The 12,618-nt window shown below is 58.4% G+C and carries 11 protein-coding genes, 1 tRNA gene and 1 pseudogene; 9 read left to right on the top strand and 4 right to left on the bottom strand.

Going from position 1 to position 12,618, the window contains the following annotated elements:
• Nucleotides 1-50: 50 nt before the first annotated feature.
• The gene (locus LRP30_RS41990) at nucleotides 51-629 is read right to left on the bottom strand and encodes a methylated-DNA--[protein]-cysteine S-methyltransferase (RefSeq protein ID WP_249758647.1); all 579 of its coding nucleotides are present in this window, start codon (nucleotides 627-629) and stop codon (nucleotides 51-53) included.
• Between the two features lie 173 nt (nucleotides 630-802).
• Between LRP30_RS41990 and LRP30_RS41985 the strand changes: the two genes are divergently transcribed.
• The 4 genes from LRP30_RS41985 (at nucleotide 803) to LRP30_RS41970 (ending at nucleotide 4,672) form a co-directional block, all read left to right on the top strand.
• Nucleotides 803-876: transfer RNA gene (locus LRP30_RS41985), tRNA-Gly, on the top strand.
• A gap of 412 nt (nucleotides 877-1,288) precedes the next feature.
• Nucleotides 1,289-2,269: a DNA-processing protein DprA gene (locus LRP30_RS41980; protein WP_249758646.1), complete on the top strand. Its 981-nt coding sequence runs from the start codon at nucleotides 1,289-1,291 to the stop codon at nucleotides 2,267-2,269.
• 2 nt (nucleotides 2,270-2,271) lie between these two features.
• Nucleotides 2,272-3,522 (top strand): phosphoribosyltransferase family protein, encoded by a 1,251-nt coding sequence (locus tag LRP30_RS41975; RefSeq protein ID WP_249758645.1) that lies wholly within the window; start codon nucleotides 2,272-2,274, stop codon nucleotides 3,520-3,522.
• A gap of 46 nt (nucleotides 3,523-3,568) precedes the next feature.
• The gene (locus LRP30_RS41970; protein WP_249758644.1) at nucleotides 3,569-4,672 is read left to right on the top strand and encodes a serine protease; all 1,104 of its coding nucleotides are present in this window, start codon (nucleotides 3,569-3,571) and stop codon (nucleotides 4,670-4,672) included.
• Nucleotides 4,673-5,239: 567 nt separating this feature from the next.
• Here LRP30_RS41970 and LRP30_RS41965 read toward each other — a convergent pair.
• Nucleotides 5,240-5,425, bottom strand: a pseudogene (locus LRP30_RS41965) (glycosyltransferase family 4 protein); the annotation flags it as partial.
• A gap of 436 nt (nucleotides 5,426-5,861) precedes the next feature.
• On the opposite strand from LRP30_RS41965, the gene LRP30_RS41960 reads away from it, so the two are divergent.
• A complete protein-coding gene (locus LRP30_RS41960; protein WP_249758643.1) occupies nucleotides 5,862-6,455 on the top strand; it encodes a hypothetical protein in 594 nt (197 codons plus the stop codon).
• A gap of 268 nt (nucleotides 6,456-6,723) precedes the next feature.
• Nucleotides 6,724-8,655, top strand: coding sequence for a PAS domain-containing protein (locus LRP30_RS41955; protein WP_249758642.1), 1,932 nt, complete (start codon nucleotides 6,724-6,726; stop codon nucleotides 8,653-8,655).
• Between the two features lie 106 nt (nucleotides 8,656-8,761).
• Here the strand turns inward: LRP30_RS41955 and LRP30_RS41950 are convergent, their stop codons facing one another.
• Nucleotides 8,762-9,385, bottom strand: a complete 624-nt coding sequence (locus LRP30_RS41950) for a response regulator (RefSeq protein WP_249761958.1) — start codon at nucleotides 9,383-9,385, stop codon at nucleotides 8,762-8,764.
• A gap of 630 nt (nucleotides 9,386-10,015) precedes the next feature.
• On the opposite strand from LRP30_RS41950, the gene LRP30_RS41945 reads away from it, so the two are divergent.
• A complete protein-coding gene (locus LRP30_RS41945; RefSeq protein ID WP_346016242.1) occupies nucleotides 10,016-10,339 on the top strand; it encodes a response regulator in 324 nt (107 codons plus the stop codon).
• A gap of 410 nt (nucleotides 10,340-10,749) precedes the next feature.
• On the opposite strand, the gene LRP30_RS41940 is transcribed toward LRP30_RS41945, so the two are convergent.
• On the bottom strand, nucleotides 10,750-10,983 hold the full coding sequence (locus LRP30_RS41940) for a hypothetical protein (protein WP_249758640.1): 234 nt from the start codon (nucleotides 10,981-10,983) through the stop codon (nucleotides 10,750-10,752).
• Between the two features lie 122 nt (nucleotides 10,984-11,105).
• Between LRP30_RS41940 and LRP30_RS41935 the strand changes: the two genes are divergently transcribed.
• Both LRP30_RS41935 and LRP30_RS41930 read left to right on the top strand, forming a co-directional pair.
• Nucleotides 11,106-11,654 (top strand): AraC family transcriptional regulator, encoded by a 549-nt coding sequence (locus LRP30_RS41935; RefSeq protein WP_249758639.1) that lies wholly within the window; start codon nucleotides 11,106-11,108, stop codon nucleotides 11,652-11,654.
• Between the two features lie 210 nt (nucleotides 11,655-11,864).
• Complete coding sequence (locus tag LRP30_RS41930; RefSeq protein WP_249758638.1) at nucleotides 11,865-12,605, top strand: (Fe-S)-binding protein; 741 nt, start codon at nucleotides 11,865-11,867, stop codon at nucleotides 12,603-12,605.
• Nucleotides 12,606-12,618: the final 13 nt, after the last annotated feature.

Below are 12,618 nucleotides of genomic sequence, written 5' to 3'. Positions count from 1 at the left end.
CGACGAGATCATGCCCAAAAAACAAAGCTAATGTGCGATCAGATCGCGCCTTAAGTGGACGGTCTCGGCGGGACAACAGGCAGCAGCACCTCGAACAGGGTCTTGCTGGCAACGGGATGAGCGCCCTCGAGCGCCAGAAGCCGCCGCTTGGAGATCACGCCGCCGTAAGGCGAGAGCCGGTCGGTATAGTTGCCGGCCTCCAGCACCCGATGGCAGGGCACGATCAGCATGTAGGGATTTTTCGCGATCGCCTGCGCCACCGAATGCGCGGCACCGGAGGCACCCAGCGCCTTGGCGACCTCGTGATAGGTGCGAGTCTCCCCGCGCGGAATGGTGCAGGCGAACTCATAGACGCGCCGGTTGAAGCCGGGCACGCCGCCGGCGTCGAGGCTGACGTCGGAAAAATCGGGGTCGCTGCCTTGCAGCAGAGCTACGATGCCCTCGATCGCAAGCTCGGCGTTCTCGGACGGCCGCTGCTCGCGCGCCTCGGGATGGATCGCAAAAATCCGGCGGCGGGTGTCGATCTCCCGCGCCTCGGGCAATTGCACGGCGACCACGCCGGTGCTGCTCCAGATGATGCCGCAGCGCCCTATGGCCGTGTCGAATATCGCGTAAGCACGCCCCACCATGCACACGCCCCACTCAGTGCACGTTTCTCCCCAGACCGGCGATCATAACACCGCCACAATCCGGCGCACCTGGAATCTTGCCAAAACGTTAAGAAGCGTCAGGCCGGCCCTGCCAAAGCGCTTGGCGCGCGGCGCCGTCTCGGCTAATCAGGAGGCGCGCGGCTTGCGCATCCGCGGGCGTAGTTCAATGGTAGAACGGCAGCTTCCCAAGCTGCATACGAGGGTTCGATTCCCTTCGCCCGCTCCAAGTATCTTTCCTAATATTTCCAATATCTTGGATAGGGGCATGGCGCGTCGCGGCACATTGAAGCAGCTAGTGCTCTACAACGTTTCTACAACATCTGGACCCAGTGGCTGCAGCGCTCTCTAAACTTGGAGGCTCTCACCAAGCACCCCTTTCAGCTCGCTCAAACGTGCCAACGTCTTGTCTGCAGGACATGTGCAGCAAGAAAGAATGAGAGCCTTTCTCCGCCACCTGACGCGACGTGCGAAAAACCGAACTCCTCGATCCGCCGGACTCGGACGATGCAGATCCGCGACGGAGATCCCAGTCCAAAAAAGATCGGTGCCTTCGTATCGACCTGGCGAAGCTCGCAGTCCTATATGCTACAAGGCATGAAATTCGCGCGCACCTCGCCCACTCCGTTATTGCAATCTGAATGGCTAACCTGAACAGAGGCTCCAATTCTGAATTCGGCCGGGAACATGAAGCGCTCTTGGCGCTTTCGAGCATCAAGGGCATAGGATACTGGACGCTCTATCATATCGGCCGTGCAGGTATTCCGTATTCTGAAGTCTTCGGCATTGAGAATGGCGAGGAGGCTACTGCTGTTCTTCGCCGCTTTGGCGCGCGCGTCGAAGCCTTGGGCGAATGGCCAGCCCTCAAAGATCATGGATTGAGTCGCGCTGCCGAAATTATTCGGGGGCTTATCCGACGCGACTCCAGTTTGATCCTGAAGACTGATCATCGATTTCCAGCGCGACTCCTGGATCTCACGGATCCACCGCAGTGGATTTTTGTTGAGGGAGATCCTTCAGTCCTGAATTCGAACTGCGTCGCTGCGGTTGGAACGCGAGAGCCCACCGAGGAAGGGATCTTTTTAGCTCAGTTTGTCGGCGCCAATCTTCGCATGTGGGGGGTCCCCACCGTTAGCGGCCTTGCGTCCGGAATCGATCAGGTGATCCACAGGTGGTCGTTGCGCATGGGCGTACCCACAATAGCCGTTCTGGGGAATGGTTTGGCTTCGAACTATCCGAGGGGAAGTCAGGATTTGCGCGAAGCCATCGTTAGGTCCGGCGGTGCCATCGTCACAGAGTATCTGATTCACGACTCCTACTCGGCCGAAAATTTCGTTCGCCGGAATCGCCTTCAGGCTGCGCTTGGTAGCGTTTTGATCCCGGTCGAATGGGCACTAAAGAGCGGCACTGCTCACACAGTTCGCTTCGCACTAACCATGCGACGACCGGTAGCCTCCTTGCGTATGAACAGTCGGGCCGCTTCGGACGCGGCCAATCTGCCAGGACTGCATACATTCGAGATTCCCGGCGAGGAAAGTGAGTTCAGGCATTTCGTCACTAGCGCTATTTCAGGCGTCGCGCCGTCATCACCAATTCAAATAGATATGTTCGAGCAGCGTTGATCATGAAGAAGCTGAAGGGTGTAATCTTCTCGCTCCGCGACGTGGTTTTCCATAGCGGAAAAATCGATCCCACATTGTTTGCCGAACTAGAAAAGCTCATTCTCTGGTTGAAGAAGTGCGGAGTGACCCCGGTCTTTGTTTCGAATCGGCCCTGGGTGTTTGCCAAGCAGGACGGCAGCAAAGAAAATGTCGAGTTGGTTATGAACCAGCGGTGGGGACCTTCTCCGTGGTATATCGCTGCGCGAGGCGACATCCCGTACAAGCCGCAAGCTGCTGCGATAGAAACTGTCTTGCAGAAACAGGGTTGGCAGCACAACGAGGTCATTTACGTCGGCAACACTGACGACGACATGAAGACCGCACGAAATGGCAAGGTGCTGTTCCTAAACGCCCAGTGGCATGGTCAGGCAAACCCCTACGGCTATCTCTTCGACTCGCCGCTGGACGTCGCGAGATTTATTGACTGTTTTTGCTTGAATACTTCGGATTGGTTTTGGGCCATCGAAAAACCGCCGCTGCGTGCATATGCGGTGGCGCCATTCTCGACGCTTTCGCGGAATTACCTTCACGCCCAACAATATTCTTCGCATGCGCGGGACACCGCCAAGCACCTAGGGGGCGATGCGACGTTCTGGGGACGTCTGTTAGCGTCACGGGTCTACTTCTCAGGCCTAGTCGACCAGATCAACTACATCACACACTACCCGGGACATAGCCCGCAGTCTAAACAGCCGGTGGTAAGCGGTGCGTTGACAATTCTGGCAGATTCACTGCAGCGAAGGTATATACCAGATCTATTGCTTCGGCACGCTGCAGCTAAGAAGTCTCAAAGCGCGCGCACCAGCGGGCAATCAGTCGATCATTTGAATCAGCTTAATACTATCTGTGTTGAGCAACATCCCACCAAAGATAAGAAAGGAGGACGTTACAAAACGTCCCCATTGGTAACTGGCAAATCGGTACTGATCGTGGATGACATCTGTACGCAGGGTAATTCGTTTGAAGCTGCGCGAGCTTACATTCGAGGAACCGGTGCAGAAGCGATCTGCCTAGCTTGGCTCAAAACTATAAATACAGACTATAAAGCATTGAGTACCAATCCAAAGGTTCAGAACCCTTACAAGCCCTGCACCTTTCAGACGCATCCAGCGGTCGTGGACTATCCATTCAGCGCGTCGATCAAGAATAATGCTGCCACCGTGAATCTCGACGACATTTTCCAGTCGTATTATCAGTGGAACTGGCCGAAATGACGCGCGTGCTTCTAAAGGGAATGAAGCAGATCGCTCGCTCTCCAGCGTGCCGACCGCCATCATCGTGCAGAAGCCAGTGCTTCCAATGTCCGTGAAAAGCGTGTTTCATGAAACCTATGTGCGGGCGGCTGGAGCAGTCGCCTACGTCGCCGTCGTCGATGCCAAGGGTGACGAAGGAATTGGTTCGGCCTTCCACATCGGCGGCGGGATCTTTGTCACAGCCCGCCATGTCATCGATCAGGTGACCATCAAGGAGATAGCCACTACCAAGTCAGTACGCCTGAGCGAAGAGGTCGATGGCAAGGTGGCGCCTCCGCGTCTGCTCAAGATCGTCGATGGCCCTTATTACGGTCCCGATGGGCTCGACGTTGCAGTCTTCCGGGTCGAACTCGACGATACGCCGCTTCCCGCGATCGCGGTCAGCCAGCACACCGATTACTCGCTCGAGGAGAACGATTTCATTCTCTCCGACATCCTGGTAGTCGGCTATCCTCCAATCCCGTTTACGACCATTCCTAACCAGGTCGTTTCACTAGGGCAGATCAATGCCGTCGTGCGCGTGCATCATTCCCCGGTCTTGCACTTTATTGCTTCAACCATGGCGCGGGGCGGGTTCAGCGGCGGTGTAGCACTCGACCAGTCGGGCGTCGCAGTTGGCCTTGTCACCGAGAGCCTTGGAGTGAACGAAACACCAGTGGAGACGGGATATATGAGCCTGCTGTCGATCGAGCCGGCCGTGGATCTGGCCGCTGCGAAATTCGGCTTCGGTGCTCATGGCGATTTCCCAGGTCGTTATAGCGATACGCTGTTCGGGGCAAAGTTCTCAAAACGCGGTGCAGTAACTCTCAGCTCCTTTGTTTATGATGCGAGTCTCTTTGTCTTGGACGACGATCGCGACGTATTCATCGAAATCAACTGTACGGATGAAGGGCTGCTTAAAGAGGCTATTGCGACGTTTAGCGCGATCACGCCGCTTCGCGTTGAACGGTTTGATTCCGGTCAGGCTTACCTCACACCAGTCGATAACCCGTCAGCAATCCAGTTACTTGAAGGAGCGGAAGCGGTCGCTTCGCTTTTCGTCAGGCTCGACTACAGGATGATGGCTTCCGAACGAAGCCAATGGCAACTCAAACACTGGACCCCAAGCTAATATCGGCGGCGCTTTGGTATCCTCGGAGAGCGCTGGCGGCGCCATGGTGAGGCGACCTGATGAACTCGGGCTCACGGCCGCTCCGGAATGGTCGGACGGATGGCGGCGTTATGGCCGCGCCCCGTTCTACCATTGGGCCGACGTCGACGCGGGAGGGCTCCTGATCCCGATTCGATCCGCGAGGCGGCGGCTCGTCTCGTCAAGCTGCACCTCTTGACCGCGGAGCTGGCCGAGCTGCACGGCGCGCGGCGGAAACCGCTGGCGCGGGTGGCGGCCCTAGCCGCGAGGGACGACGACCTCCGGCGGCGCCTCGATCAAGCAGCAATCCTTCAACTTCGGCGATCCGCGCACCGTCGTGATGAGCGCCTTGGCTCCGCGCGCCTCCGTCGCGCGGACGACGTCGATCAGGGTCTCCTTTCTGGCTCTCCGGTCATTGAAACTCAGGCTGCTGCGGACGGCTACGGTGCCGCCTCGACGCAGGCCGCGATCGCGGCCCGGAAACGCAGGTCGCAGCCGCGGGTGATGTCCTGCCAGGCCCGCCCGGCGGCGAGCTCGTCGGCGACGTGGCCGAAGGGCGCGCGGCCACACCGCATGCAGCTCTCCGCGCGTCTTGGAATCGCCGCTCGCAAACAGGGTCACGTCATGGCCGAGCTCGACGAGCTCGTCGACCAGCCAGGCCACGACCCTTTCAGTGCCGCCGTAAAGTTTCGGGGGAACGCTTTCGGCCAACGGAGCGATCTGGGCGATCCGCATCGGCCTCTGGCCCCTTAGCTCTGCGCGGCGCTGCGCGAGGTCCCGCAGACCAGCAGAAGGCCGGCGGCCGGCGCGATCAGGACCTTTCCAACCGACAACTCGGCATGTCCGTGCGCTCGCCGGCGACGCCCGAAAACCGTCCTCATGGTGCCTCGCAAACCGATCGCGGTGACGCGGCGGCTTCCTGCGCGCCGCCTATGGCGGAAGAAAAAAGGCCAGCTCGACAGATCTGATCACCGCCGGCGCCGCCTCGGTCGCTGCCATCTGCCGGGCGATGCAAAAGCAAGGCGACACGTTCGCTCGCGATGTCCGGATCCTGGAAGGCTTGCCGACCGACGGGCTTGCCCGGTCGGGGCTCGTCCGTGCGCCGTCCCTGGCGCCAGGCATGGTTGATCCCGCATCCCGGCCGCCGCCGAGCTCGGCCGACCCGCGGCCCGTGTTCGAGGCGCCGCGCGCCAAGGTGCTGACCACGCCGCCGCCCTCCGACGCCTTTGCCGATGACCCTGATGACGCGCCGCCGAAGCCGGATGACGAATTAGAGCAGAACCAGACCGCTCATCTGGCCTCGGCCTTGGAGTCGCTCGGATCGCCGGAAGCGCGCCGGGGAGCCGCCAGCTCACCGACGCCTTCCCGGATGAAGAAAGTCGCGCACGGCGTAACCGTCGATAGTGTCGCCTACAACATGGCAAAGAAGATGCAAAGCAACGAAACCACGCTACGCTTCCTGGCCGCGCTCGACTTCGACGGCGAACTCGCCCAGGAGGCCGTCGATGCCGCACTCGACGAAGCTGCCAACTGCACCGCTGAAGCGCTTTCATCTCAGTTGATGCCACCTATCCCTGTCAATGCGGGCGAGCTGGAGCGCGCCGACATTGCGTCTGCGCGGGCAGCCCAATGGGTTGAGCGCGTCGACTATGCCACCTCCGAATCCGCACCGGCGGGGCCGGCTGCGTTCGAAAAGCACCTGGAGCACGGCAACGTCGAAGGCATGACGCAAGCATTTCTTGCCGAGCTCCTGGAGCAAGACTAAGAAGCGCCGGGTGCGGTTGCCTGACCTGACCCGCTTTCGGTTTTGCTCAGTAGCCATCTCACAAGGCCTTCGTGCATTGCCGGAGGTCGTTCGAATGTTGTTGCGTCAGCGCATGCCCGGTTGGCGTATGAACGGCGCATACTCGGGTCGTGGCTTTCGTGAATTTTCTGCGATATGATTGCCTCGCGCAATGTATCCAAACCCTTGAAAGAGATCTCCATAGGGGCTGCCACGCCACTCGGTCGATGCACTAACCCTCAGGTGGAAGATGGCTACCGACGTCGATAAAGGCAGTAAAGCCGAAGAACAGTGCAAGTTCTTGGCACAGCTGCAAGCCACGCTAAACGTGATTCCGGCATATACTTGGTACGCGGCTCCGTCCGGCGGGCTCACCTTCGTGAATAAGCGAACCGCGGATTACCTTGGTCTTCCGGAAGATCATCCCCTACGTTTCGGCATCGATGTTGGCGTACAGTGGGATGCCCATATCCTGTTGTTGCATCCCGATGACCAGGAAAGATCACGTAAATCCTGGTCAACCTGTCTACGCACGGGGGAATTCTCTGAAGAGAGCTTTCGAGTTCGTAACGCTCAAGGAAACTACCGCTGGTTCCGCAGTCGCGTCGAACCGCTCCGAGCGAGCGATGGCACCCTGCTGCAGTGGGTTGGAGTGAACGCGGATATTGAAGAACTCAAATCCGTGGAGGACGCATTGCGGGAGAGCGAATACAAGCTCCGTCAAATCATCGACGCGGTGCCGGGCTTCCTCTGGTCAGCAGACCCCGATAGCGAGCCGACCCATCTCAATCAGCGCCTTCTGGAATATTACGGTATTGGATTTGAGGATTTCAAGCGCAGTGGTTGGCAGGCGTTCGCACACCCGGATGATGTCCCGGAAACCGCAATGGCTCTTTCTTACGCATTTCAGACGGGAACTTCCTTTCAGGCTGTGCACCGTCTCCGTCGGTCGGACGGCGAGTTTCGTTGGCACCATTCTCGTGGCGAGCCTCTGCGTGATCGAGAGGGGCACATCATCCAGTGGTATGGCTTGTCTGTTGACATCGATGAAACCAAGAAGGCCGAAGACCGACTACGCCGCAGCGAAGCCCATCTAGCGGAAGCACAGAGACTGAGTCACACCGGTGCGTCAGCATACAACGCGACGGCAATTCTCTACTGGTCAGAGGAGACTTATCGAATTTTCGGTTTTGATCCGCGCGACGGCGTCCCGGACCCCGAAGCGGTGTGGCAACGGATCCACCCGGATGACCGTAGCCGGGTACGCGCGGAGGTTGAGGACGCGCTACACGGTAAAGGAGGCTTTTCGAGCGAATTCAGAATCGTACTACCCGACGGAACGGTCAAATACCTCGAATCGATCCGCCAACCCGTGTTCTCCACAAATGGGGAACCAGTCGAGGTGGTCGCGACACAGATCGACGTGACGGAACGCAAGCGGGCCGAGGAGGCATATCGCGAAGCGCAAATGGAGCTTGCACACGCTAACCGTGTCGCGACGCTGGGCCAATTGACGGCCTCGATCACCCATGAAGTGAACCAGCCGATTACAGCGGCAGTCACCTACGCGTTAGCCGCACGGCGTTTCCTAAACGCCGAGCCGCCGAATTTTCATGAGGTGGATGACGCGCTCTCGCTTATTATCAGGGAGGGGAATCGCGCGGGCGAGGTGGTCGGACGAGTCCGCGCACTCATCAAGAAGGCGCCCACTCGAAAAGACGCTGTAGAGATCAACGATGCCATTCTTGAGATTATCGCTCTCACTCGTGCGGAGGCCGCAAACAATAGCGTCTCCGTGCAGACGCGGTTAGCGGAGGACTTGGCGCGCGTCCAGGGAGATCGAGTCCAGCTGCAACAGGTACTGCTTAACTTAATCATCAATGCTATCGAAGCGATGCGTGACGTTGGCGAAAAAGAACGACAATTGCTCATTGTCAGCCGTAACGAACCGGAAGGCGTGTCAGTTGAGGTGAGGGATTCAGGTCTAGGATTGGCGCCAGCATCTCTCGATCGCGTGTTTGAAGCTTTCTACACCACCAAACCGGGCGGCTTAGGGCTTGGACTGTCGATTTGCCGGTCGATTATCGAAGCGCATAACGGACAATTGTGGGCGAGTCCAAACGTCCCACGTGGCACGATCTTTCGTTTCAGTGCGCCGGCTCATCCATCGGCCGCGCCGTGAGTGGAATGCTTCCGAGACGCTCAGATGTTGAGTCTAGGCGGCGCTCTGATCATCCGTGGCGCGCTGCAACGGGACAAGATCGCAAGGCGCTGGCTCAGCGTTTGCGCTAGACAACGCTTCCCCGATTAAGCGGTTTTGTTGGGGGCAGTTGCAATTGGTCCGCCATGCGTGCCAAGTCAGGCAAGGAGGATGCCCGCATCTTGCGCATTACTTGGCCACGATGAACTTTTACCGTGATTTCGCTTACGCCGAGTTTGGCTGCGATCTGCTTGTTTATCCACCCGGTGGCCACAAAAGCCATGACCTCGCGCTCCCGCGCCGTCAACGTTTCGAAACGAAGTGCCAACTCTGCCGTTGCTCGTTCCTGCTCAAGCCGCGCTCGATGGTGGGCAAGGCCGAGCTGAATCGCATCAAGCAAATCCTGCTCGCGGAAAGGCTTTGTCAGGAACTCGATTGCGCCAGCTTTCATCGCCTGCACCGACATTGGAATGTCACCATGTCCCGTGATGAAGATGATCGGCAGGTGTCTTTCGGCATTTGTTAGTCCGCGCTGCAATTCGAGTCCGCTCTGGCCGGGAAGCCGCACGTCGAGCACCAGACAAGTCGGTCCTTCTGGCTGATTCGCCATAAGAAACTCGCTCACTGAACCGAAAAGGTTGACTCGAAAGCCCGCCGATCGAAGCAGCTTTCCCAATGAGTCCCGCACTCCCGGATCGTCGTCGATAACCATCACTGTTGGTGATTGCTCTACCACATGTTCCTCGTTGACATGCGCACTTCAGCCTTTCTCGGCCGTCATCGAAGAATAGCAGATTATCGCATCGCCGGTAGAGGGACCAATGGCCCAGTCCGGTTCCGAGACCGCAGCCACCGGCGATTGGCGAGTTGAGGCCTAAAGCTGGCAGAGTACAACCTTCGTATAGTTCATACCCTGCCATTTGGCACTCCCATCTTTCCCTTAGATCAATAGTGAGCGACGGTGCTCGCCGTTATGATGGTATTCTCCTCCTTCGATGCCGATCACTCCTTTTGGCCTCTCCTTGTCCTCCAGCGCGACCCAAGCGGGAGGGGCTCTTTTGAGCTGGCAGAGGATAAGGTGAATGAAGGTCAATGCCTGTGACGCACCTTCCTCCATGGACCCAAAAGTCCCGATCCTCCGAAGTCAATCGTCAGTCGCGCTGCTTTCGCATGAATCGAAGCACGTAGCGGTCGCGCCTGGGTTGGATAACGAGGGTCTCGGATCACACCCGTTTCCCAAACGCTGTTTCGCGGTTACCGGTCGTGCCAAGTGCCAAATAGCAAATCAATAGTTGCCATAGTCGATGACGACCAGGCGGTCGCGAACGCAATAGAAGTTTTGATGCGTTCGATAGGATTGATTGCTAAGGCATTTTCGTCGGGGGAGGACTTCTTACGCTCACCAGAACTCAGTCGCACCGGCTGCCTAGTCGTCGATTTCGACATGCCCAAGATGAACGGCCTTGACTTGTACAAGACCTTGTCGGGATTGGGCAAAGAGATGCCCACCGTTCTGATAACGGCCTATCCGAGCGATGATGTTCGTACCCGCGCACTTCAAGCGGGGATCATTTGCTATTTGCCCAAGCCGTTCGCTGAGAGCGATCTTTTGAATTGTATTCAGACTGCCCTAGCGCGCGCAAAGGGAAGTGGAGACGTGCCTTAGCCTGCCGACGCTACATTAAGGGCTAAGAGGCGCGTGACAGGTTGCTTCGGCAATTCGTCGGCGATGCAACAGCTCACGCCCTTGGCGGGTCCGAGCAGAAACCGTTCTGTCATCGGCTATTCTTTGTGCAAGCGACTCGGCGATTGGAAAGTTCACACGATCGCCAGCGCGCGTCGATCGTTCCCGCCTTTTCGGTCGCAGCGGACGGGTTCGTCTCAATCCTCCGCTTGGGGGCGATTTGATTATACCATAGTGTCGTCCGTCCCTTCCAGAAGCGTGAAAGCGACTACGAGCTTGGTGTGGCGCAGCTTGCCGTAAGCACAATTGCTGCGTCGGCCGACAGCAGGCATGACCGGAGAAATTCCTCATCTTGGTTGATGCGCATGCATGGAACAATAGCTTACAGAAAGCTAAGGTTCGGCCCTTTCGAACTCTCGATTGGCGAGAGGGTGCTCCGGCGCGACGGTCAGGTGATTCACATCGGCGGTCGAGCATTGGATATTTTGATCTGTCTTACCGAGCGGCCAGGCGAGGTAATCGCCAAGCGGGAGCTGTTCGATCGGGTCTGGCCGGAAGTCTGCGTGGGGGACGGCAGCATTCGGGTCCACGTATTCGCGCTCCGCCGAGCGCTTGGTGACGGCCAATCTGGCAACCGCTACATCGCAAACATCAAAGGACGGGGCTATTCGTTCGTTGGCCTCGTCGTCGCTCTCGCAGGCAGTGCGGAGAACAGGAGCGGTCGCCGGCACAAAGGAGCGGAATCACGATGACAGCCGCCGACCAGTTCGACGATGCTCTGTCACCACTCGACCCGCAGCAATTCGTGAATGACGTGCTCGCGCTTCTCGAGATCGCGAAGCGTGAGCTAGAGCGCGACGATAAGGCGGCGAGGGCGGCGCTGACCAAAGCATCGTCGATCCTGCGAGCGGAGGTCAAACGCCGTTCGCGCGCCAAAGGCGCCGAACCCGGCGCATTAGCTGCCTGGCAGATAGCGCGCGTGCACGCTTTCATCGATGAAAATCTGCACCGGACCATCCGTGCCAATGACCTCAGCGCCGTGGCGCAGCGGAGCACATCGCATTTCGCGCGATCCTTCAAGCGAGCCTTCGGAGAACCACCGCACGCTTACGTAATGAGGAGACGGCTGGAGCGGGCGTGTCATCTGATGATTTCTAGTTCGGCATCGCTGAACGAAATAGCCCTAAGCGTCGGCCTTTCCGATCAAACGCATCTGTCTAGGCTCTTCAGGCGGGCGTTTGGTCAAAGTCCATCCAGCTGGAGACGTGGCTTGGATAGCCGGCGCGAGCCGATATGACAAGCGCGGCGTCGACCTCGTGTCCATCCGCATTTGGTCATGGCCCTAGAACGGCAGAAGTCGTCAGCTGGAGTCAATTCTATTCAAGAGTTGGGCTAACAACTGTGGGACCGTCGCCATCGTACCGACGGTTACTCTCATACGGTGGGCGGCCTCATCGACGATGACCGCTTTCGATACCGTCCGCGACATCAATTCAAGGAGATACAAATGCGAATCGGGCTTTTCATCCCTTGTTACATTGATGCCTTTTTCCCGAAGGTCGGCATCGCGACGCTCGAACTCCTGGAGCGGTTCGGCCATGATGTCCACTACCCACGCGACCAAACCTGCTGCGGCCAGCCGATGGCCAATAGTGGTTTCGACGCCGAATGTGCCGACACCGAGGCGCTATTCGTGCGCAATTTCTCCGGTTTCGACTACATCGTCTCACCGTCCGGCAGCTGCGTCCACCACGTGCGGGACAATTTCGCGATGGAGCAGACCGAGGAGGTCAAGCAGGTGTGCTCGCGGACTTTCGAGTTGGTCGAATTCCTGCATGACATACAGCAGGTCGACGCATTTCCTTGGGCCAAATTCCCGCATCGGGTTGGCTTGCACAACAGTTGCGGCACGCTGCGCCGGCTCAAGCACGCGCTCCCTTCCGAACTGCGTGAGCCGTTCTTCTCCAAACCCATCGACTTGCTTTCGAAAGTTGACGGAATCGAGTTCGCGCGGCCGGCGCGCCCGAACGAATGCTGCGGCTTCGGCGGCACCTTCTCGGTGTTCGAGGAGGTCGTTTCCACCAAGATGGGCTACGACAAGGTCAGCGACCATGCGCAGGCCGGCGCCGAATACATTGTCTCGGCCGATAGCTCGTGTCTCATGCATCAGCGAGGCTGCGCCGAGCGCATTGGCGTGCCGATGAAGTTCATTCACATCGCCGAAATTCTGAACGGAGCCAGCGCATGAGTACGGCGGACGA

The organism is Bradyrhizobium sp. C-145 (genome assembly GCF_023375135.1).
GTDB classification, from domain to species: Bacteria; Pseudomonadota; Alphaproteobacteria; order Rhizobiales; family Xanthobacteraceae; genus Bradyrhizobium; species Bradyrhizobium zhanjiangense.
Note: the sequence above shows the minus strand (reverse complement) of the source record. Positions and strands in the feature narration are given on the sequence as shown.

Coding starts and splice junctions, on each gene's coding strand:
- LRP30_RS41990 (WP_249758647.1), bottom strand. CDS start 629: ATGGTGGGGCGTGCTTACGCGATATTCGACACGGCCATAGGGCGCTGC.
- LRP30_RS41980 (WP_249758646.1), top strand. CDS start 1,289: ATGGCTAACCTGAACAGAGGCTCCAATTCTGAATTCGGCCGGGAACAT.
- LRP30_RS41975 (WP_249758645.1), top strand. CDS start 2,272: ATGAAGAAGCTGAAGGGTGTAATCTTCTCGCTCCGCGACGTGGTTTTC.
- LRP30_RS41955 (WP_249758642.1), top strand. CDS start 6,724: ATGGCTACCGACGTCGATAAAGGCAGTAAAGCCGAAGAACAGTGCAAG.
- LRP30_RS41950 (WP_249761958.1), bottom strand. CDS start 9,385: ATGGTTATCGACGACGATCCGGGAGTGCGGGACTCATTGGGAAAGCTG.
- LRP30_RS41945 (WP_346016242.1), top strand. CDS start 10,016: ATGCGTTCGATAGGATTGATTGCTAAGGCATTTTCGTCGGGGGAGGAC.
- LRP30_RS41935 (WP_249758639.1), top strand. CDS start 11,106: ATGACAGCCGCCGACCAGTTCGACGATGCTCTGTCACCACTCGACCCG.
- LRP30_RS41930 (WP_249758638.1), top strand. CDS start 11,865: ATGCGAATCGGGCTTTTCATCCCTTGTTACATTGATGCCTTTTTCCCG.